This is a genomic window from Mucilaginibacter xinganensis, assembly GCF_002257585.1.
GTDB classification, from domain to species: domain Bacteria; phylum Bacteroidota; class Bacteroidia; order Sphingobacteriales; family Sphingobacteriaceae; genus Mucilaginibacter; species Mucilaginibacter xinganensis.
This window is the reverse complement of record NZ_CP022743.1, coordinates 2805460-2826576: the sequence shown is the minus strand read 5'-3', so window position 1 is coordinate 2826576 and position 21117 is coordinate 2805460. Positions and strand designations below refer to the sequence as shown.

General features: G+C 42.2%; 19 protein-coding genes. 9 read left to right on the top strand and 10 right to left on the bottom strand.

From position 1 onward, the window contains the following. Nucleotides 1–15: 15 nt before the first annotated feature. The 5 genes from hisH to MuYL_RS12410 all read left to right on the top strand — a co-directional run bounded on the left by hisH (nt 16) and on the right by MuYL_RS12410 (nt 3876). On the top strand, nt 16–606 hold the full coding sequence (gene hisH / locus MuYL_RS12430; protein WP_094570885.1) for an imidazole glycerol phosphate synthase subunit HisH: 591 nt from the start codon (nt 16–18) through the stop codon (nt 604–606). A 4-nt stretch (nt 607–610) separates the two neighbouring features. After that, nucleotides 611–1360 carry a 1-(5-phosphoribosyl)-5-[(5-phosphoribosylamino)methylideneamino]imidazole-4-carboxamide isomerase gene (locus MuYL_RS12425; protein ID WP_094570884.1) on the top strand — a complete coding sequence of 250 codons (750 nt, stop codon included), beginning with the start codon at nt 611–613 and terminating at the stop codon, nt 1358–1360. Between the two features lie 43 nt (nt 1361–1403). Further along, the gene (gene hisF, locus MuYL_RS12420) at nt 1404–2171 is read left to right on the top strand and encodes an imidazole glycerol phosphate synthase subunit HisF (RefSeq protein WP_094570883.1); all 768 of its coding nucleotides are present in this window, start codon (nt 1404–1406) and stop codon (nt 2169–2171) included. A gap of 129 nt (nt 2172–2300) precedes the next feature. Then, on the top strand, nt 2301–2888 hold the full coding sequence (gene hisIE / locus MuYL_RS12415; RefSeq protein ID WP_094570882.1) for a bifunctional phosphoribosyl-AMP cyclohydrolase/phosphoribosyl-ATP diphosphatase HisIE: 588 nt from the start codon (nt 2301–2303) through the stop codon (nt 2886–2888). 79 nt (nt 2889–2967) lie between these two features. Continuing rightward, nucleotides 2968–3876 (top strand): WD40 repeat domain-containing protein, encoded by a 909-nt coding sequence (locus MuYL_RS12410; protein ID WP_094570881.1) that lies wholly within the window; start codon nt 2968–2970, stop codon nt 3874–3876. On the opposite strand, the gene MuYL_RS12405 is transcribed toward MuYL_RS12410, so the two are convergent. Beyond that, complete coding sequence (locus MuYL_RS12405) at nt 3873–4634, bottom strand: C40 family peptidase (protein WP_094570880.1); 762 nt, start codon at nt 4632–4634, stop codon at nt 3873–3875. The genes MuYL_RS12410 and MuYL_RS12405 overlap by 4 nt on opposite strands. 101 nt (nt 4635–4735) lie before the next feature. Beyond that, nucleotides 4736–5089, bottom strand: coding sequence for a 4Fe-4S dicluster domain-containing protein (locus MuYL_RS12400; RefSeq protein ID WP_094570879.1), 354 nt, complete (start codon nt 5087–5089; stop codon nt 4736–4738). 101 nt (nt 5090–5190) lie between these two features. On the opposite strand from MuYL_RS12400, the gene MuYL_RS12395 reads away from it, so the two are divergent. Beyond that, nucleotides 5191–6216 carry an acyl-CoA reductase gene (locus tag MuYL_RS12395; protein ID WP_094570878.1) on the top strand — a complete coding sequence of 342 codons (1026 nt, stop codon included), beginning with the start codon at nt 5191–5193 and terminating at the stop codon, nt 6214–6216. A 106-nt stretch (nt 6217–6322) separates the two neighbouring features. Here MuYL_RS12395 and MuYL_RS12390 read toward each other — a convergent pair whose 3' ends face one another. The 7 genes from MuYL_RS12390 to MuYL_RS12360 all read right to left on the bottom strand — a co-directional run bounded on the left by MuYL_RS12390 (nt 6323) and on the right by MuYL_RS12360 (nt 14032). Beyond that, nucleotides 6323–6910, bottom strand: a complete 588-nt coding sequence (locus MuYL_RS12390; RefSeq protein WP_157740824.1) for a DUF6992 family protein — start codon at nt 6908–6910, stop codon at nt 6323–6325. 34 nt (nt 6911–6944) lie between these two features. After that, nucleotides 6945–7388 (bottom strand): secondary thiamine-phosphate synthase enzyme YjbQ, encoded by a 444-nt coding sequence (locus tag MuYL_RS12385; RefSeq protein ID WP_094570876.1) that lies wholly within the window; start codon nt 7386–7388, stop codon nt 6945–6947. 312 nt (nt 7389–7700) lie between these two features. Then, nucleotides 7701–8510 carry an SDR family oxidoreductase gene (locus MuYL_RS12380; protein ID WP_094570875.1) on the bottom strand — a complete coding sequence of 270 codons (810 nt, stop codon included), beginning with the start codon at nt 8508–8510 and terminating at the stop codon, nt 7701–7703. A gap of 97 nt (nt 8511–8607) precedes the next feature. Then, a complete protein-coding gene (locus tag MuYL_RS12375) occupies nt 8608–11217 on the bottom strand; it encodes a M1 family metallopeptidase (RefSeq protein WP_170309750.1) in 2610 nt (869 codons plus the stop codon). A gap of 202 nt (nt 11218–11419) precedes the next feature. Beyond that, a complete protein-coding gene (locus tag MuYL_RS12370) occupies nt 11420–12169 on the bottom strand; it encodes an ABC transporter ATP-binding protein (RefSeq protein ID WP_094570874.1) in 750 nt (249 codons plus the stop codon). 31 nt (nt 12170–12200) lie between these two features. Next, entirely contained in the window at nt 12201–13067 is an 867-nt protein-coding gene (locus tag MuYL_RS12365; RefSeq protein ID WP_094570873.1) for an ABC transporter permease, read from the bottom strand. After that, complete coding sequence (locus MuYL_RS12360; protein WP_094570872.1) at nt 13067–14032, bottom strand: ABC transporter substrate-binding protein; 966 nt, start codon at nt 14030–14032, stop codon at nt 13067–13069. The genes MuYL_RS12365 and MuYL_RS12360 overlap by 1 nt, the downstream gene beginning before the upstream one ends. A 135-nt stretch (nt 14033–14167) precedes the next feature. On the opposite strand from MuYL_RS12360, the gene MuYL_RS12355 reads away from it, so the two are divergent. From MuYL_RS12355 to MuYL_RS12345, 3 genes are all read left to right on the top strand, one after another. Further along, nucleotides 14168–15313, top strand: coding sequence for a methionine aminotransferase (locus MuYL_RS12355; RefSeq protein WP_094570871.1), 1146 nt, complete (start codon nt 14168–14170; stop codon nt 15311–15313). A gap of 113 nt (nt 15314–15426) precedes the next feature. Next, nucleotides 15427–16203, top strand: a complete 777-nt coding sequence (locus MuYL_RS12350; RefSeq protein WP_094570870.1) for an amidohydrolase — start codon at nt 15427–15429, stop codon at nt 16201–16203. A 190-nt stretch (nt 16204–16393) separates the two neighbouring features. Next, on the top strand, nt 16394–19450 hold the full coding sequence (locus MuYL_RS12345) for a GH92 family glycosyl hydrolase (RefSeq protein WP_094570869.1): 3057 nt from the start codon (nt 16394–16396) through the stop codon (nt 19448–19450). A gap of 164 nt (nt 19451–19614) precedes the next feature. Here MuYL_RS12345 and MuYL_RS12340 read toward each other — a convergent pair whose 3' ends face one another. Next, nucleotides 19615–20994 carry a DUF6089 family protein gene (locus MuYL_RS12340; RefSeq protein ID WP_094570868.1) on the bottom strand — a complete coding sequence of 460 codons (1380 nt, stop codon included), beginning with the start codon at nt 20992–20994 and terminating at the stop codon, nt 19615–19617. Nucleotides 20995–21117 lie beyond the last annotated feature (123 nt).

Here is a 21117-nt window from a genome sequence, read left to right as displayed (position 1 = left end):
CTGTTACTTAAAACAATGATTGGAATTATAACATATGGTGCCGGGAACATTTTCTCATTAACTGCTGCTTTGGAGCGGCTGGGTATTCCTTATGGAATGATAACCAAAGAAGAAGATTTCAAACTTTACGATCGCTATATCATTCCAGGTGTTGGTCATGCCGGTGCAGCTATGAATAAACTGGAGCATACGGGACTGGTGCCGAAAATCAAGTCTCTAACAAAACCTGTATTGGGAATTTGTGTCGGTATGCAACTGCTTACATCCTATTCGGAAGAAGGCGACTCAAACCTGCTTAACCTGTTCCCTATTAAGACGCTTAAATTTGCACACAGCGCAACGCATAAGGTGCCGCACACGGGCTGGAACCAGGTTAACGCTGAAAAGGATAATCTACTTTTTGAAAATATTCCTGACGGTTCACATTTTTACTTTGTACATTCATACTTTATTGAGTATAATAGTGACTACACTTTAGCATCAACAACATATAGTAACAAGTTTTCGGCATCAATTATGCGGGATAATTTTTATGGTGTACAATTCCACCCTGAAAAATCCGGGGTATATGGTGAAACCTTACTAAAAAACTTCTCAAAAATTTAAAAAAATGTACATTATTCCCGCTATTGATATTTTGAACAAAAAAGTTGTCCGCTTACGTGAAGGCGACTATAAACAAGTTACAGAATATGATGTTTCCTTAGAGGAAATGATAGAAAAATACCAGTCAAACGGTACTAATTTCATCCACATAATTGATCTTAACGGCGCAAAAAATGATTTCTCCAACCAGGAATATCTTTTCGACGTGATCCGTAAAACAGATATGAAAGTTCAATATGGCGGTGGTATCCGGAGCATTGAAAAAGTTAAAGAACTGATAGACTCTGGCGTTCACCGTGTTATTGTAGGTACTCAGGCCCTTACAAATCCATCATTTTTGCCGGATTTAGCTAAGGAGATCTGTGGTAAAGATAAATGTTCGGACCAGGTAGTAGTTGCTATTGATGTGCTGGATGAAGTTATCAAATATTCTGGCTGGATGGAAAGTTCGCCGATTAAACTGATGGATTACGTTGACAAATGCCTGCAACTGGGTTTCTTTCGCTTTTTGTGTACCGACATTAATAAAGACGGCAAGCTTGGCGGCGCAGGTGTTGACCTTTATAGAAAATTACTGGACCACTCCCCCTTTATTAAATTGATTGCGTCGGGCGGGGTTAGTTCAATGGCCGATGTTGAGGAGCTTAGCCATATAAAAGTTGAGTCATGCGTTGTAGGGAAAGCAATCTATGAAGGCCATATTTCAGTTGAAGATGTAAAAAATTGGAACCTGGATGCGCTTATCTCTATTTAACTACTTCAACAACTTATTTACACATTTACACTATTAACAATCAGTGCTAAGTAAAAGAATCATCCCATGCCTGGACGTTAAAGACGGTCGTACGGTAAAAGGCGTAAACTTTGTTGATCTGCGGGATGCAGGCGATCCGGTTGAGCTTGCTTGGAACTATTCACAACAAGGCGCCGATGAACTTGTTTTTTTAGATATAACCGCCACAGTTGAGCGTCGAAAAACAATGGTTGAGCTTGTTAAGGCAGTGGCCAGGCAAATAAATATTCCATTTACGATAGGCGGTGGCATCAATGAAATTGCAGATGCTGATGCGCTTTTAAATGCAGGGGCTGACAAGATCTCCATTAATTCTGCCGCTGTACGTAATCCAGCTTTGATTGATGAACTGGCTAAAGCATTTGGTGTTCAATTTGTTATTGTAGCGGTTGATACAAGGGTTATTGCAGGTAAAAACATTGTACACCTTAACGGAGGCAGGCTGCCAACGGAAAAGCAAACAATAGACTGGATCTTAGAGGCTGAAAGCCGTGGTGCGGGCGAAATACTACTAACGTCCATGGATCATGACGGTACAAAGGCAGGCTTCGATAATCGTTTTTTAAAACAGGTGAACAAAGCTGTTAATATTCCTGTAATTGCTTCCGGCGGTGCGGGGTCTGTACAGCATTTTGTAGATGTATTTGAACAAACCGGCGTTGACGCTGCGCTTGCGGCCTCGGTATTTCATTATGGCGAAATATTGATACCTGATTTAAAAAATGCCTTAAAGCAACACAGCATTGAGGTAAGGGAAGTAAAGTATTATTAACACCAATAAGGCTGATTTTTTCAGCAATTTGCATACCAGATTACCACCACAGCGCCTGACTATTCTTCGTCATGAAAAACAAGTTAGGTATAATGGATTTGTTAAATACGACTGAGAAGTAATTATATAATGAACATAGATTTCAATAAAACAGACGGATTAGTTCCGGTTATTATACAGGACGAGCAAACACTTGAAGTACTGATGCTTGGTTATATGAACCAGGAAGCATACGATAAAACGGTAGCCGAAAATATCGTAACCTTTTTTTCAAGGTCAAAAAACAGGCTGTGGACAAAAGGTGAAAGCAGCAGTAACTTTTTGCATGTAAAGAGCATGCATATTGATTGCGATAATGATACACTCCTTATCAAAGTAAAACCCGACGGCCCTACCTGCCACACAGGTTCGCGCAGCTGTTTTAAAACAGAATACAACCAGAACTTTATATTACAGCTGGAAGCTATAGTAGCCAACCGATATGAAAACCCGCAGGAGGGATCGTACGTAAACAAACTACGCAATAAAGGTTTAAACAAAATTGCACAAAAAGTTGGCGAAGAGGGTGTTGAAACCGTTATAGCTGCCCTTGCTGAAACAGAAACAGATCTGATCAATGAATCATCTGACCTGGTTTTTCATCTGATTGTTTTATTGCGCGAAAAGGGATTAAACCTTGAACGAATAGCTAAGAATTTAGAAGAAAGACATAAATAAGCCGATGGTCGATGGCCGATAGTCCATAGATAGTTAGGGACTGCGATGGACCATCGACCATCGACCATCGACTAAAAACATGACTGTAGAAAAAATAGCTGAACTAACAGGACACGGAAATCCTATATTTACACTTGAACTTTCACAAAAGCCGGGAATTTTGTTTACCGGTGGAAATGATAAGGGGCTGGTGGAATGGAGCCTGAAGGACTATGCTTTTATTAAGGTGATGTTCCCGGTTACTGCATCTATTTATGCTATTCACGGGCCGGTTAGCTTCCCGCTATTGTTTGCCGGCCTGCGTAACGGCAGCGTTTTGGTGTTCGATTTTATAACACAGCAACTACTCCCGCCGCTAAAACACCATCAAAAACCAATATTTGATATTAAGTCCGTTAGTCATAAAAACGAGTTACTGGTAGCCTCAGAGGACGGCACAGTTTCAATTTGGAGCCTTGAAACCCTTTCCCTGTTGCACAACATCAAAGTTGCTGATGATACGGTAAGATGTATCAGCGTTTCCCCGGATGAGAAACAGGTAGCATTTGGCTGTAGGGACAACCAGATTCATATATACGATTTGGAAGATTACACGCTGGTGAAAACGTTGCATGGCCATACCATGTCGGTCTTCTCGTTGCAGTATTCCCCGAATGGGACCTGCCTGGTTTCGGGAGGGCGGGATGCACAATTAAAAATCTGCGACGCGGCCTCATATAGCCTGTTAAGCAGCGTACCGGCACATTTGTTTGCCATAAACAGTATCGCGTTCCACCCTTCCCTTCCCTATTTTGCTACAGGAAGTATGGACAAAGGAATAAAAATATGGGGTGCCGATGATTATAAACTATATAAAACCATTAGCCGTGAAAAGGGCCATGCAAACCACCAGTTGTCAATAAATAAGCTGGTATGGAACAACAATCAGCTTATATCAGTTAGTGACGACAAAAAGGTAATTGTTTGGGAGATTGGATTCGATAATTAGAAAAATCTTTTAACGACAGTGAGTTTATGGGTATAACGTTTCAAATCTTTTGAATAAATGCCCTTATCATCAATCGTATCAATTTTGACTTTTCCGGACGCATGAATAATCTTCTCGTTATTAAGCATAATACCTACATGAACTACTTTTCCCTCTTTATTCTCAAAAAAGGAAAGATCACCTAATTTGGCATCGTATAAGGATTTTATTTCATAGCCCTGTTCAGCCTGCATGCTGGCATCCCGTAATAAATTTATACCATGCGCCCTGAGAACAGATTGTGTAAATCCGGAGCAATCAATTCCAAAATGGGTTCGCCCGCCCCAAAGGTAAGGCGCATTTAAAAAAGATACCGCTGTGGCAGCTAAATTTTCAACTTCACCTATCTCCCCTATTATCTCAAATTTTTCATCACCAATACGACAGGTCGTTCCTTCTAAAAAGGAAAGTGAGCTACCAATTGGCAGATAAAGGATACTATTATTGGTTATTTTCCAGGCTTGCGTTACTGGCCGGTGGGTTAACGACGGAGGGGCCTGTTTAATGCCCTTATACGCAATATGACCAAGCATTACAAACTGCAACCGCCCTATCCAGCCAGGATAATTGTCAAATGAAGTTATAATTTTAACCCAGTTATCATTCCACTCAACAATTTCGAATGTTTCTCCAAAAAGAACTTGCGACACCTGCTCACTTCCATCGCTGGGTTCGGCTCTTAACGGGACAACAGAAAGATTGCATATACCGTATTCCATCTTGATTAGGCTTAAACGAACTGAGAGGTTTAATGTTTCAACCTACAAAAAAAGGGGAAAGTAACGTTATACCATCCCCTTTTGGATTTGTAACAAACTTATTACTCACCCAAATGAAGCCATTCCTTTTTAGCCAGGAGTTCTTCTTTCGTTTCGCGGATATCTTCATCGTCTACACAGCAATCAACCGGGCAAACTGCAGCACATTGCGGCTCGTCATGAAAACCGACACATTCGGTACACTTATCGGGAACTATATAATAAATGTCGTCAGATAAAGCTGCCTGTGTTTCTTCAGCGTTCAATGTGTTACCTTCGCCAAAGTCAATTAGGCCCTTTAAACCTGTTCCGTCCGAAAACCGCCATGCGGCTCCGGCATCATAAATAGCATTATTAGGGCATTCCGGTTCACAAGCTCCGCAATTTATACATTCATCGGTGATTTTAATCGCCATATTTCTTTATATCTTATAATCTCAATTAACTTTGCCTGCAATTAACAAACATGCAAATATAACAAAAAAAGATTTTAGCGGTTTCAATCGCTACCATATATATGTCAAAATTTAACAAAACGCAGTTAGTAGAAATATTTACAGAACTTGGAAACCAATTATCAGATCCGGGAGAAGAATTATCATCTATAATAAATACCGAACGCCAATACAATGCCTGGTTCACGGCTGAAAATGTAAAAGAAGCAGTAATAGCAATAGGAAAAATGTTAAACCGGGAAGATTTGACCATGTGGCTTAACAACTATACCCGGGAAGGGAACAACGAACCTAAAAAAGTTGGCCTTATATTAGCAGGTAATATCCCGTTAGTTGGCTTTCACGACGTTTTGTGCGTGCTGGTAAGCGGGAACATAGCCCTTATAAAAACGTCATCAAATGATTCACGGCTTATCAAAAGCATTTTACAAATGCTGGTAAACATTGAGCCTACGTTTGGCAACAGTTATGAATTTGTTGAAAGACTCGAGAATTTTGACGCGGTAATAGCTACCGGCAGCAACAATACATCGCGTTATTTCGACTACTACTTTGGAAAAGTGCCAAATATCATCCGCAAAAACCGCAACAGCGTAGCATTATTAACGGGCAATGAAACGGCAGAGCAACTTTACAAGTTAGGCCACGATATTTTCGACTATTTTGGCCTGGGCTGCCGGAACGTATCAAAACTGCTCGTACCCAAAGGCTACAATTTTAATTTTCTTTTTGAATCAATTGAGGTTTACCAGCCTATCATTCATCACAACAAATACAATAACAATTACGGCTATAATAAATCTATTTACCTTGTAGGCGGGGAACAGCACCTGGATAACGGCTTCCTGCTGGTTAAAGAAAACCCATCATTATCATCTCCGCTGGCGGTTATATTTTATGAATATTACGAAGATATAAACCAGGCACAGGAGATGCTAAAGCAGCAGAGCGATAACATACAATGTATTGTCAGCGCGGCGCCTTTAGTAGTCAGCAACCAACTTGTTGATTTTGGCCTGAGCCAGCAACCTGCACTGTGGGATTATGCAGATAATGTAGATACTTTACAATTCCTGCTGACTGTTTAGTGGGTATTAGCCCGTGTGTGTTTAAGATTTCAAAAAATATTTTTTTACGGGGAGTGCCTTTTAATGAATGTAGCTGCCTGTAGCAAATTATTGCGGAGGTTTATAACTACAGGTGATAAATTAGCCCTACCGTTTTACCGTTAAAGGTAACGGGGTTCTTTTCTAAAAACTGTCTTAATTTATTACCTTCATGCCTGTGGGTGCTGTACATGGTTCCGTCAAACAACAATAAAAACACGCCCTGCGCTATCACCGCCGGTCCGTACCCTTTCAGTTGATCTGAGTTTCTGCTGTTGCCCCGGTGCGTGAGATAAATTCCTGTACCTATATAAGCGATATCCAGCCCCCCGTTAATGAGGAAGATTTTCTCTATTTTTTTCTGCGCCTTCAATACATCAGCTGCACGGGAACTTTGATTACCATTGTTTCTTGTTCCGGTATAACCCAGCAGGGCCGCGCCTAAGTTCGCCGCTCCCCAAATTGTTGTCATCTGATAAAAGTATTTATTTGTTCCTCCTTTTGAATTTGCCCAACCTGCAGCCCCCACACCAATGTTAGCTACAGCCCAACTACCCAGTACCTTCATCCCTGTAGTGGTAATTTGGTTACGTGAATAGTTAAATGTTTTAAGCGAATCCTGCGCGAACAGGTGGCAGGATGTAAGCAGGAAACTAAAAATTAAAATCTTTTTCATCAGCATTGTTGTTGATTGCTATTTACGCAGAACTTCAACCAATAGATTGATCATTGCTTCCCCATGCGGTGACAACTATATTCCTTGGTGTAGCGTTATCCCTGTGTTCGCACAAGTAGATGCCTTGCCAGGTGCCTAATGCAAGACGCCCGTTTCGTACCGGAATAGTTACTGAACTGCCTAATATAGCAGCTTTAAGGTGCGCAGGCATATCATCAGGGCCTTCGTCATCATGCAGGTAGTCCGGATCGTTTTCTTTTACTGTTTTGTTAAAGTAAGTTTCAAAGTCTTTTCTCACAGTAGGATCTGCATTCTCATTTATTGTTAATGATGCCGAAGTGTGCTGAATAAACACCTGGCATATTCCTACCGCCAGTTCACTAATCTGCGGCAGGGCAATTGTAACCTCGGAAGTTATTAAATGAAATCCCCGTTTCCTTTCCTTTAACCGCAACGCTTGTTGATAAATCTTTAACATAAATTCAATATATGAATAAATGAATAGATACAATATCTGTACCACATAAGCCGCAACACGCCGATTTACAGTCCGACCGACCCCGTATAGGTAATTGACATATTTATAGCCAAGCTATTACCCGACTTTACATGAAATTAAGATCGCATTAACCCTCGCTATGAAAAACACGTGCTGATTACTTAAAGGAGTTGCTTATGATGTACCGTTTTTACACAAAATGAGCAATCTTTACCCACCTCAACTGCAAATAGCGGCAAATTATAGGCTTAAAATGTGAAAGAGGGTGAAGACAAAACTGATTAACAACGACTAATTAAACAAAAAGTTAGTCCACGATGATACTTTAAATCTGTAATTTAACAGCTCATGCAATCGCACACTGCTAATGATTTTCCAGCTGCCCAACTCATTTATAAACTCCGGTTCAATTAATCCTGCCTGCAAAGTAGCGCGGGTATAAAAAGCAGATTTAGCGGGATGGTCCGGGGCGGCAACATTAAACAGGTAACCGAACGCTTTACGATCAATAATTGATCTTGTAATCCCGATACAATCATCCAAATGAACCAGGTTAACGGGCGCCAATCCATTAGGAATAGCCTTCTTTCCCGAAAAAAAGCGGCCCGGGTGTCTCCCCGGCCCAACCAGTCCGGCAAAACGGATTATCGTAGTTTTAAATGCTATTTGCGCTTTGAAAAGGTTTTCTGCTTCAAAAAGTATTTTGCCGGATTCCGTATCAGGCACGGGAATATTAAGTTCGTTTACTTCACCATTCAGCTCTTCATAAACCGCTGTGGAACTTATATAAATCACTTTAGTAACGTGATGCTCAACAGCGGCCTCAATTACCCTTTGAATTTTTTGAAGATAACCGGGCCCTTCTCCCTGTCTTGTTTTGGGTGGAATACTGATCACCAGTAAATCGCAATCAAAAAAACCAGCGTCATTCGCTTCTCTATCCGGCTTTATATCAACCAGGTAAGGTACAATTCCGACGTTATAAAGCATCTCCATTTTTTTGGGAGAAGTAGATGAGCCTTTAACAATGTTGCCGCTATTAATTAAAGCTGTTGCAAGCGCTTTACCGTACCATCCGCAGCCTAAAATGCTAATTGTCATATCTTAAAAAAAACAAATATAAAAGGAACGGCTGACTAAGTTTATGAATTTAAAACTTAATCAGCCGTTCTCTTTAAACGTTTAATAAACCTTTAGCCTATTTCACAAACGCATCATTCGTTAGCCCAATGTTAGCTGTAGCGCTTTTCACTTTAAATTGAATGGGCTGGCCGTTAACGCTGTTCATTTCGGTAAACGGCAGTTTAATGCCTGTGTTTACGTTTTGATAGTCGCTAAATTCCATTACCGTTGCGTTTGGCACGTCAGTAAATTGTTTAACCTTTAATCCGGTTTTGTAATCATAAAAGTATTTAACCACTGTGCCATCAGGCCCGGCAACTGAAACCAGGTAAGCCAGTTGTCCGTTCACTACCTGGTAGTTTGTATCCAATACAGCGCTATAACCCTGCTTGCCAAAATCCAGTTCAGGGAACAGCTTATAACGGGCCCTTACCGCTCCTATTTCGCTCTTAGTACTCAACGGTGCTACCCTGCCGTTTTGTTTCAGAAGGATACTATCGCCATTAATGACAACATGGGACAAGCTGAAATTATTGTACTTAGGTACGGTTACATCAATAGCCGTCTTGTCAGGCGTCTTATACTTGCTCACCTTTAAAAAAGTATAACCCTGTACATTGCCTTCCGCAGTGATGGTCAGGTCGTTTATATCTTTTAAACGCTGCTGGCCGCCTACAGCATCAATATAAGCTTTAATAACCGATGCCGAGGTAACTCCTTTTTCCATACCGATACCGCTTAATGAATTATTTTGCGGGTTTACATCCGGCAAAACGTGATCAGGATCGAGCGTTGCATAAGTAATTTTAGAAGTTGATTTATAGGCGAATGTCCATGTTCCGCCGCGCTGCCAGATCTCGGCAGGTAATTTAATAGTGCTGCTATTACCATTCTCCTCTTTTACCGCAATGGTAACGGGCAAAGCCATGCCTTCTAAATTTTCGATAGTAATTAGCGCACCTTTTGTCGGATCGTTATCAATGTAGTCAATAGCTTTTACCGACTGATCAAGCTTCATCGTAGTGGTAAACCACTCATTCCAAAACCAGCTCAGGTCTTCGCCGGCAGCATTATCCATGGAGTGGAAAAAATCCCAGGGCGTAGGGTGTTTGAAGGCCCAACGTTTAATATAAGTTTTAAAGGCATAGTCAAAACGTTTTTCTCCCAGGATCTGTTCGCGCAGTATGGTTAAGCCCATTGCCGGTTTCTCGTAAGCAGCGTAACCCAAATAGTCAGGCTGAATAACATCGGGCGTATTCATAATAGGATCAGCATCAGCCGAAAACATTGCCGGGGCTGCTTTTTGCGCGTCGGCAGGTTCAAAGTATTCGCCGTTGTTAAATACTTTGGTATCTACTTTATTGATAAAAGTGTTAAAGCCCTCATCCATCCAGGCATATTTACGCTCGTTCGAACCCACGATCATCGGGAACCAGTTATGTCCAAATTCGTGGTTGGTAACTTCCCACAAACCGCCACCCTGGCTTTGAGAACTGCAAAACACAATACCAGGATATTCCATGCCGCCAACTATTCCGCCTACATTGGTAGCTACAGGATAGGTATATTCAAACCACTCTTTTGAGTACAGTTCAATACAAGCCTTGACATATTCTGTAGATCTACTCCAGGCCCCCTGACCTTTACTTTCAATAGGGTAAACTGATTGCGCAAGCGCTTTTTTGCCGCTCGGCAGGTTTATACGTGCCGCATCCCATAAAAACGCCTTTGAAGCCGCCCATGAAACGTCGCGGGCATTTTTACAGAAAAAATGCCAGGTGAGGCTCGCTTTTGCAGGATAAGAGTCTTTGTTTACAAGATCAACAGAATCTTTTATCATTACCGTTTTGTCGCTGTTTTTTGCCACATTCATCCTGCTCATTATTTTTGGCGAAAATACTTCAGTAGGGTTCAACAGCTCGCCGGAGCCAACTACCACCAAATTAGCCGGTGCCGTAACAGTATAATCAAAATTACCGTACTCCAGGTAAAACTCTGAAGCCCCCATGTAAGGAATCACATTCCAGCCGGTAACATCGTCATAAACCTCCATACGCGGATACCATTGCGCTATTTCATACACCCAGCCATTTTTGTAAAGCTTCCGCCCCATTCTGTCTGTTCCGTATTCAGGTACATCAAACTTATAATCTATCTTTATCTGCGTTTTTGCACCGCCTGTTCTCAAGGTATCTTTAAGCTTAATTTGCAGGCGGGTATCCGTCACCACATAATCGACTTTTTCGGCTTTGCCGTTTTTGATGATGTAAACGCCTTTTATCTCGTCGCCTTGGGTAAAGGTCTTATTGTTAAACCTGCCGCCATCAACCGGACTGGTAGCTTCCCCGCGCGAATCGGCCTTATAAATATTCTGATCAACCTGCAGCCATAAAAAAGCAAGCGGATCAGGGCTGTTATTGGTATAGGTAATCAATGTGGTACCCGTTACGCTGTGTTTTGCTGTATCCAAAACAACATTCAGCTTATAATCTGCACGATTTTGCCAGTATTTTACGCCGGGAGCACCGCCCGCACTGCGAAATTCATTCCCTTTGTCAGGGTAAAATAAAGGGTTGAATACTTTATGCTGATCGTAATTAGATTTAGACCCGCCTGCACTTTGCGCATGCGCTTTAAACATAGCTGCGCACAACAACAGCGACAAGGTTAACTTTGTGTATTTCATTGTAGAAAATATTGATTTTAATGCAAGATAGAAATATATCTTATTTAATATCTGTGATAATTAAATAATTAGCAATTCGCAGATTATTTAGGCAGAAATCGCTTACTACTCATCTGCTGAAACGACTATCCCGCCCCCCCAGTCGCCCGACTACCGATCGGTTAATTGCGGAGAAACACCTAATTTTCGATGATCAGCTTCCTTATGAAAACCAAGCAAACAGATCATTTTGTTTTAGGGCTTGCTTACTTTCGCCTTCAAGGTCTTTTTGAATCTGGCCCTCTCCCATCATTATGATGCGGCTGCCGTAATTATAAGCATCCTTAAGACTGTGAGTAACCAATATAGCAGTAAGCCGATAATCTTTTATCAGTTCATCTGCCGTGCGCATTACAATATCTGCTGATCTTGGGTCGAGGGCGGCGGCGGGCTCATCAAGCAGTAAAACCTTACAGCTATCCATCACACTCATTAACAACGTTAAGGCCTGGCGTTGCCCACCAGACAAAGTGCCCATTTGCTGCGTTATTTTATTTTCGAGGCCTAGACCAAGCGTACTAATTTTTTCCTTTACCTGGTTTTTAAAGGTATCGTTTACCCCAATGGATAATCCTTTCGGTTTGGTACGGATGGCTGCCAGTCTGAAATTATCCAGGATGCTCAGGTCAGATGCTGTTCCGCTGGACGGATTTTGAAAAACACGGGCTATCCATTTACTGCGCCGGTAATCCGCCAGCCGGGTTACATCTTCATCATCAATGCTGATACTTCCAGTGGTTGGTAAAACGCTGCCTGCAACCATATCAAGCATGGTGGTTTTACCCGAGCCGTTAGCACCTACGATCACCAGGAATTCCCCGGTTTTTATTTCAAGATTAACGCCGTTAACAGCGTTTACTACATTCGGCCTACCCGGATTAAAAACTTTATAAAGATTGGTGATATTGATCATTTCTTTTATTTCGGAGTTTTGATGTTCGAAATCATCGGGTTCTAAGTCTTAGGCGCGGCAAACTCACAATCAGTAACACAAAACCGGCTGTTACCAATTGCAGTAAATTCGCATCCACCCCAAGATCAAGCGTCAACGAAAGTACCAGCCGGAATATTACCGCACCGGTAAGAACCAGGATGAGGCTTAACCAAACCGATGTAATCCGGAACCAGTTTATAAGCGTCTCTGCAATAATTACAGAACCCAGGCCTACTATCACTATGCCTATCCCCATGCTGATGTCGGTAAAACCCTGGTATTGGCTTATCAGGTAGCCACTTACCGCTGTTAAAGCATTAGCCAAAGCAAGGCCCGTGATCTTCATCCTATCGGTATTTACCCCTAACGACCTTATCATCGACTCACTGTTACCTGTAGCCCGCATAGCAATGCCAAAGTCTGTTTTAAGCAGGTAACCAATCAGTGCAATAAGTACAATCACGAAGGCAGATACCACCCAAAAAGTGTTGTGGTTAGGGTCTGCACTAATTTGAACCAGGTTAAACAGGGTAGGAAAATTATTCAGCGGCAGGTTTGAAGTACCCATTAATGTTAGATTAACAGAATACAGGGCTGTCATTACCAGGATTCCGGCAAGAAGGGCATTGATCTTCAGCTTAGTATGAATAATACCGGTTAGCGCCCCGGCCAAACCACCTGCTACTATTACTGCCGGCAAAATTAAATAGGCAGGCTGGTGATGGGTAATCATTACTGCGGTTACCACTGCACCAAGCGTGTAACTGCCATCCGTAGTAATGTCAGGAATATTGAAGATCTTCATCGAGATAAAGATTCCCAGCGCCAAGGCGGAAAAACTAAACCCCTGTAATAAAGCAGTTAAATAGAACTCCATTATTTTACAGGTTCAAAGTTTGCAGGAACGTTGATGTTATACTTTTTGGCCAATGCAGGATTATAAACCCGTTTTCGCAATTTAACCATCTCAGGCTGCAGCCCGGCGGTACTATGTGTTTTTAAAAACTGTGCAGCCTGCTCTCCCGCCTGGTATCCCCATTGGTAAATATCTGCGCCAAATGCTGCCACTGCGCCGCGTTGTACCAGGCCGGCTTCACTGGTAAATATGGGTACGTTTTTTTGATCGCAGCTTTTGTATATAGTTTCAAAAGATGCAAACACACTATTGTCAGGATTAGCGAAAAAAGCGTCGATGTTTTTACTTAGTAGTGATTGGGTAACCAATTGCGCATCTGCCGATGAATTTAAAGGCAGTGCTATCAATGTTATATTTAGCTTATCTGCATCAGCCTGGATGCGTTTTTTTGCATCAACAGATTGCGGCTCTGATTGGTTATAAATCATCCCTACAAACAGCTTGCCAGCTTTCGGTTTTAAAAATTTAAGAATGTTTGAAAACGAAGTGTCAATATAATTGAGGTCCTCAACCACCCCAAACAAATTAGCCGGGCCTTTTCCCGCTGCGTTTTCCATATTCATTAGCTTCACTGTTGGCGATACCATCATAAAAATGGGGATAGTTTTGGTTTTTTGTGCAGCGGTTATAGACGATAATGTGGTACATGTAGCCATCAAATCGACCTTTTTCGATACAAAAAAATTCACGATCTGGGTTAAGGTCGGGATACTGCCCTGGGCATTTCGGTAAGATATTTTTATATTCTTCCCATCTTCAAAGCCATTAGCTTTTAAAGCATCAATAAAACCATTTTTTGCAGGCTCAAGGGATGCGTCTTTCTCGTAATCAACAAAACCAATAACCGGCAGGTCTTTTTTTCCTGAACTGCACGATACTATAAAAACTGTGATTAAAATTACAATAAGATAGGTAAACTGCTTCATGGGTACTAAGGTAAGTATTTTGAGCACAAAGCTAAAAGCAGAAAGGCTAATGCAAGTTGCTTTGGCCGCTTATTTTCTACACCTTTTGGTTTTAAGCTTTCGGCTTTCGGCTCATTTACGTAATTTAGCCCTTGCATGACGCCTATTATATCAAAACTGCCCCAAACCGGAACAACTATCTTTACGGTAATGTCTGCTTTGGCAAACGAAGTTGGGGCCATCAACCTATCGCAGGGGTTTCCTGATTTTGATACTCCACCCAGGCTTGTTGAACTGGTGAATACTGCCATGAAGAACGGGCATAATCAATATGCCCCTATGCCCGGTGTGATGGCATTGCGCGAACAAATTGCGCAAAAAACAGAGCGACTTTACGGCGCCGTTTACAACCCGGAAACAGAAATTACCATTACCGCCGGGGGTACACAAGCGATATTTACGGCCATTACTGCGGTGGTAAACCCAAATGATGAGGTAATTATATTTGAACCTGCTTTTGATTGTTATGCCCCTGCCATTAAGCTGGCTGGAGGCATCGTAAAATCGCTGGAACTTTCGCCGCCCGACTATCGCATTCCATGGGATATGGTGAGAAGGCTCATCAATAATAAAACAAGGATGATCATCCTTAACACCCCGCATAACCCAACAGCTACCATACTGCAGCAAGAAGATATTGATGAGTTGAGCGCAATCGTAAAAAACCAGGATATCCTTATTTTGAGTGATGAGGTTTATGAGCATTTGATTTACGATGGCGAAACCCACCACGGAATGGCCCGTTATCCCGAATTACAGAAGCGGAGTTTTATAGTGGCATCATTTGGTAAACCATTTCATGCTACAGGTTGGAAGGTTGGTTACTGCATGGCGCCTGCTTTTTTAATGCAGGAATTCAGGAAAGTTCACCAGTTTTTAGTATTTAGTGTGAATGCCCCTATCCAATATGCCATAGCGGAATATTTAAAGGATGAAAATACTTATTTGTCACTTCCGGATTTTTTTCAACAAAAGCGCGATCACTTCCGTAAAGGGCTGGAACAAACCCGGTTTGAACTATTGCCATGTGCTGGAACTTACTTTCAATCGGTAACGTTTAACAATATAACCGACGAAAAAGACAGCGACTTTGCCCTGCGCCTTACAAAGGAATTCAGGGTGGCGGCTATCCCTACATCGGTGTTTTATACACAGGGTACAGACCACCATGTTTTGCGCTTTTGTTTTGCCAAAAAGCAAGAAACACTGGATAAAGCCGTTGATAGATTGATAAAACTTTGATTTGAGGCCATGGTTGATAGCTCATGGCTGATGGTGAATTTTTTGATATGCTAATATTTTTTTATTATTAATAACAGCTGTGGACTATCGACCATGGCCTATGGACTAAAAAAATGGACAACCTTAAAATTACTGTATTCCAAGGATATTTGTTTTGGGAGAATATTGACAGGAACCTGCAAAACATTGCTTTGCGCTTGTCAAGTATCCGCGAAAAAACAAACCTGATTATTTTACCCGAAATGTTTAACACAGGTTTCAGCATGGAGGCTGAGAAACTAGCAGAGCCTATGGGCGGTAAAACAATGAAATGGATGCAAAAAATTGCCCGTCAATATGATTGTGTAATTACTGGTAGCCTGATCATTAAAGAAAATGATAAGTTTTATAACCGTTTAATATGGATACGCGCAGATGGAACCTGCGAATATTACGATAAACGCCATCTTTTTGCGCTGGGTAAAGAGCATGAAACCTATACCCCCGGCAATAAAAAACTAATAGTTGAGCTAAACGGCTGGAAAATATGCCCAATGATTTGTTACGACCTCCGTTTCCCTGTATGGCTGCGCAACGTGGATGCTGAATATGACCTGTTGCTGATAGTAGCCAACTGGCCTGAGCGCCGCATTGCCCACTGGCGTGCCCTCATACTGGCGCGGGCGATTGAGAACCAGGCCTATGTAATTGGTGTTAACCGTGTTGGGCACGATGGCAACGAGGTTTACCACTCCGGCGACTCTACCTGCATTGACCCCAACGGTAACGTGGTTTACTACAAACGCGACGAAGAAGACATGTACACTTTCACAATAATTGCCGACGAGGTTAAAAAAACACGCCGTGCGCTGCCTTTTTTAAAAGATATGGATAAGTTTGAGATAAAGTAATGTTGTCTGGACATTGATCATCGATCTGAGGATTTGACAGGATGAACCGCCTGCCAAATCCTCATCGTAAAATCAAAAAATCCCTCACTCGGTTTAATCCCGATTCTTTGCTTAAAAAAAATCAAAAAAAATACACCTAAATCTGCCTAATCCCGGTTATTTTTACGCCTTCACATTCATCTCTAATTAAATGAAACTTCCTACCCGCAGTTTACTTTCGTTCTGTTTTGTTTTATTATTTGCTTTTTCAGCATCGGCCCAAAAGAAAAAAGATTACACCAAATATGTAAACCCTTTTATTGGTACCGGCGGCCACGGCCATACTTATCCTGGTGCTGTTGTCCCATTTGGTATGGTACAGTTAAGCCCTGATACCCGCTTAACAGGTTGGGATGGTTGTTCCGGCTATTACGACAGCGACACTACGGTTTATGGTTTCTCGCACACCCATTTAAGCGGTACGGGCATTGCTGATTACTGCGATGTGCTGTTTATGCCAACTACCGGCGAACCAAAGTTTAAGAATACCGATTACCTGTCAGGCTTTAAAAAGAAAAATGAGGTTGCTACCCCCGGTTATTATAAAACACATTTGGATAAATACAATATTGATGTGGAGCTAACAGCCAGCACCCGCGTTGGCGTGCACCGCTACAGCTTTCCTTCAACCAAAGAGGCGAACATCATTATAGACCTTCAGCACCGTGACGAGGTACTGGATTCATGGATAGAGGTTGTAAACGACCACGAAATTCGCGGTTACCGCCGTTCCAGTTCATGGGCGACAGATCAAACGCTGTATTTTTACGCAAAATTTTCTAAGTCTTTTAAAACCTACGGCATAGCTGCCAATGATGCGCTGCAGACCGGCAAGAACAAAGAACAGGGAAAAAACATCAAAATGTACATTCAGTTTGAAAACCCGGGCGAGGTGATCTCAAAGGTGGGAATCTCATCAGTAAGTGCCGAAGGTGCATTGAAAAACCTGGATACTGAAGTACCTGATTTCGACTTTAAAAAAGTCCAGCGCGACGCAAAAGCATTATGGATTGATCAGCTTGCTAAGATTGAAGTAGAAGGTGGCGCTCCAGGGGCATCGGCACAACAGGTTCCGCAAAATACACAAGACCCGAATGCCGGATATAACAGCCGAAACGGTGTCCGCAAACTGCCGCAGGCACAAAAAAAACAGCCTGTGATTGATTACGTAAAGCAGAAGCACACCATATTTTATACCGCTTTATACCATGCCATGCTGGCGCCAAACATTTACAGCGATGTGGATGGCCAATATCGCGGCATGGATCAAAAGGTGCACAAAGCTGAAGGCTTTAATTACTATACCGTGTTTTCGTTATGGGATACGTACCGCGCGGAAGACCCCTTACTGAATTTAATTGACCGCAAACGCACATTAGATTTTATTAAATCTTTCCTGGCGATGTATGAGCAGGGAGGCCTTTTGCCGATCTGGCCGCTGGCATCAAACGAAACTTATTGCATGGTAGGTAACCACTCTATCCCTGTAATAGTTGATGCCTACGCAAAAGGCATCCGCGATTTTAATGCAGAAGAAGCGTTTACCGCCATGAAAGCGGCCGTAAACCGTAACCAGTTCGGCATGGATTCATACCGTAAAAATGGCGTGGTACTATCTGACGATGAACATGAATCTGTATCAAAAACATTGGAATATGCCTTTGACGACTGGTGTATTGCCCAAATGGCAAAAATGCTGAACAAACCGCAGGATTATGCCGAGTTTATTAAACGCGCTCAATACTGGAAAAACAACTTTAACGATCAGAACGGCTTTATGCAGGCCCGCGCCAACGGCGGCTGGTACACCCCTTTTGAACCTACCGAGATCAATAGCAACTACACTGAGGGTAACTCATGGCAATATTCCTTCCTAGCCCCACAGGATATTGAAGGCCTCGCGGAAAGAATGGGCGGCAGGCAGAAATTTGAAGCAAAGCTTGACGAACTGTTCACTACCGATTCGAAATTGAGCGGCCGCCAGCAGGATGACGTAAGCGGTTTAATAGGGCAATATGCCCATGGTAACGAACCAAGCCACCACATGGCCTACCTGTATAACTTTACAGATGCACCTGAAAAAACCCAGCTATACATCAGCCGCATTTTACGCGAAGAGTACAGCGACAAACCTGACGGCTTATCCGGAAATGAAGACTGCGGGCAGATGTCGGCCTGGTATGTAATGAGTTCATTAGGTATTTATAACATTGCACCCGGGCAACAGCAGTTTCAAATAGGCATCCCGCAGTTTGACAAGGCGGTAATTAACCTGGAGAATGGCAAAAAATTCACCATTACCAACCCTGGGGCAAGTTTAAGCCGCGCAAATATTTACCTGCAAGGCATGAATTTGAATAAAAAAACATACAATAAGCTTTACCTTAATTATGCAGATGTTGCCAACGGCGGCGACTTTGAGGTACTTACCGGTAAGCTGCCTAACAGTCTGTTTGTACAAGGGCTTGAAAAGCCTTCCTCAAAAATAACAGACAGCCTCATCGTCTCCGATCCATATATCATAGCGCCTTCAAAAACCTTTAAGCAAACTATCAAGGTGGAAATAAAGGCTGCCGATAAAAATGCAAAAATCTATTACACTACCGATGGCACTGCCCCTATCGTAAGTTCAACATTATACACTGCACCTTTTGAGGTTTCACATAACACAACCATTAAAACGGTGGCTATTGAGGGTGGTAAGTCCAGCTTTACCGTTACCGGCACTTTTACAAAAATAAGGGATGATATTAAACTTACCCTTGTTAACAAGTACCTGCCAAACTATGCCGACCAGGGCGATAATACACTGATTAACGGCATCCGCGGTAAGGCTAACTGGCGAATCGGCAACTGGCAGGGTTACCAGGGTAATGATGTAGTAGCCCTAATTGACCTGCAACAGGTTAAACCCGTTAAACAGGTAAGCTTTGGTGCGCTGCAGGATAGCCGTTCATGGATAGTTTTCCCTAAACAGGTAGAATACTATACTTCAGATGATGGCGTACATTATAAGCTCGCAGCTACAATATACACAAAAGTGGATGTAAAAGACCTTGAGCCACAAACGCAGGATTTCACTGCCACTTTAAACACCGGCACCCGCTATATTAAAGTGATAGCAAAACAATATGGCGCCCTGCCCGAATGGCACGAGAGTAAAGGCAGCCCTTCATACATTTTTGCAGATGAGATTGTGGTGGAATAAGGGCTAGCCAGATGTTAGATATCAGAGGCTAAAGAAAAGATAGGTTAATTGTGACATCGATAGCTTCGCAAAACTATAAACGTGACAATTCGTATAGCTATAAAACAAAGGGGCTGCATGGAATTACTTTCCATGCAGCCCCTTATCATTTAATGTTGGTTCTATTAAAATAAAGTGAACTCAACCCTGCGGTTTTGCTGACGGCCTTTTGCAGTTTTATTACTTGCAATTGGTTGTGTTTCGCCATAACCGGTAGCCTCAATACGTGAAGCATTTGCACCTTTGCTTACCAAATATGATTTGATGGCTTCGGCACGTTCTTTTGAAAGCCTCAGATTTGCATCATTTGAACCTACGTTATCAGTATGTCCTGCTAATTTCAGGCTGAAGTTCTTAGCAACAAGCAAATCGGCAACCCTGTTTAAGCTTGCGTATGAATGTGCCCGGATAGTAGCTTTACCGAAATCAAATTCAAGATTTCTGATGGCTTCTTTTACTACTTTACGATCTTCTTCGGTTACATAAACTTTTACATCTTTAGCAACCGGAAGCGGGCAACCTGATCCATCAACCTTTGTTCCGGCTGGTGTGTTAGGGCATTTGTCGTAAAAGTCAGGAACACCATCACCATCGCTGTCAGTAGTAAATTTGGCCAGGTTAGCGTTGGTCGTAGCTAAGTCGGCTTTTAACTGGTCGTTAGCCGCTTTTTGTGCGTCTATCTCGCTTTGCAGCTGATTTTTAGTGTTTTGATTTTCCAATAAATATTCTGTTCTCATTGATGAAACAGGGTTATGCACCGACATTTGCGGTTTTGATTTTTTGCCCAATGCAAATTCTAAACCTGCGTGTGCGTATGAAAACCTGTCGTTATTCGATCCGTAATTAAATCCGTCCACGTTATCAGCGTAAACAAAGTTAACCTGGTAACCCAAATCAAGGTTTATTCCCTTCGCAATGTTAAATTTAACACCTACACCTACCGGCAAATACATTTCGTTGATAGAGCCGTTGTCCACATTTTTAAAGTTGACAGATGTTGCGCCTGTGGTTAATACTGGGGTATAATGCATAGTACCTACACCCGCAGTGAAATATGGCTGTATCGCACTTTTATTGTCGTGCCAGCTGATATTACCTACAGTAACGTTTGCGCTTAAACTTAACGCGTAATGCAATTTGGTACTGTAGCTGTCATAAGTACTACCAAACTCATTTAACTGGCTGTTATCAGCCTGTAATTTACCACCAAGAAAGTCGGCCTGGATCCCAACTGCAGGAGTAATTTGTTTTTTAATATACGCTCCGTAACCCAATTGAGCTTTTGGATGTACAAAATCCTGTTTCCTGTTTGATCCAAAAATAGTGTATGGAGTTAACACACCACCGCTTACACCTATTGACCAGGTACGAAATGCATCATCACTTGAAAATGGTTTTACGTAATCGGTCGAGGCTTTTGTAGTATCGGCGGTTTGGGCGAATAATTGACCACCTACCAATAAACCGGTTAACAGCAGGCTGGCTTTTTTTAAATTTGATTTCATGATTATGTTATTTAAGTCTACGCTCTATTGATAGTGAGCATACCCCGGCTGTTCAACATCGGTGCCATATCGTCCGTAATGTTATAAACATGTTAACATACCCGCATTCTCCACTCTAAGTTT

Bases quoted from the DNA above. Each gene is read 5' to 3' on its own strand.
- MuYL_RS12410 (WP_094570881.1), top strand. From the start codon at position 2,968: ATGACTGTAGAAAAAATAGCTGAACTAACAGGACACGGAAATCCTATA.
- MuYL_RS12350 (WP_094570870.1), top strand. From the start codon at position 15,427: ATGGACAACCTTAAAATTACTGTATTCCAAGGATATTTGTTTTGGGAG.
- MuYL_RS12380 (WP_094570875.1), bottom strand. From the start codon at position 8,510: ATGACAATTAGCATTTTAGGCTGCGGATGGTACGGTAAAGCGCTTGCA.
- MuYL_RS12390 (WP_157740824.1), bottom strand. From the start codon at position 6,910: ATGAAAAAGATTTTAATTTTTAGTTTCCTGCTTACATCCTGCCACCTG.
- MuYL_RS12400 (WP_094570879.1), bottom strand. From the start codon at position 5,089: ATGGCGATTAAAATCACCGATGAATGTATAAATTGCGGAGCTTGTGAA.
- MuYL_RS12340 (WP_094570868.1), bottom strand. From the start codon at position 20,994: ATGAAATCAAATTTAAAAAAAGCCAGCCTGCTGTTAACCGGTTTATTG.
- MuYL_RS12370 (WP_094570874.1), bottom strand. From the start codon at position 12,169: ATGATCAATATCACCAATCTTTATAAAGTTTTTAATCCGGGTAGGCCG.
- hisIE (WP_094570882.1), top strand. From the start codon at position 2,301: ATGAACATAGATTTCAATAAAACAGACGGATTAGTTCCGGTTATTATA.
- MuYL_RS12345 (WP_094570869.1), top strand. From the start codon at position 16,394: ATGAAACTTCCTACCCGCAGTTTACTTTCGTTCTGTTTTGTTTTATTA.
- MuYL_RS12360 (WP_094570872.1), bottom strand. From the start codon at position 14,032: ATGAAGCAGTTTACCTATCTTATTGTAATTTTAATCACAGTTTTTATA.
- MuYL_RS12425 (WP_094570884.1), top strand. From the start codon at position 611: ATGTACATTATTCCCGCTATTGATATTTTGAACAAAAAAGTTGTCCGC.
- MuYL_RS12355 (WP_094570871.1), top strand. From the start codon at position 14,168: ATGACGCCTATTATATCAAAACTGCCCCAAACCGGAACAACTATCTTT.
- MuYL_RS12385 (WP_094570876.1), bottom strand. From the start codon at position 7,388: ATGTTAAAGATTTATCAACAAGCGTTGCGGTTAAAGGAAAGGAAACGG.
- hisH (WP_094570885.1), top strand. From the start codon at position 16: ATGATTGGAATTATAACATATGGTGCCGGGAACATTTTCTCATTAACT.
- MuYL_RS12365 (WP_094570873.1), bottom strand. From the start codon at position 13,067: ATGGAGTTCTATTTAACTGCTTTATTACAGGGGTTTAGTTTTTCCGCC.
- MuYL_RS12395 (WP_094570878.1), top strand. From the start codon at position 5,191: ATGTCAAAATTTAACAAAACGCAGTTAGTAGAAATATTTACAGAACTT.
- MuYL_RS12405 (WP_094570880.1), bottom strand. From the start codon at position 4,634: ATGGAATACGGTATATGCAATCTTTCTGTTGTCCCGTTAAGAGCCGAA.
- MuYL_RS12375 (WP_170309750.1), bottom strand. From the start codon at position 11,217: ATGAAATACACAAAGTTAACCTTGTCGCTGTTGTTGTGCGCAGCTATG.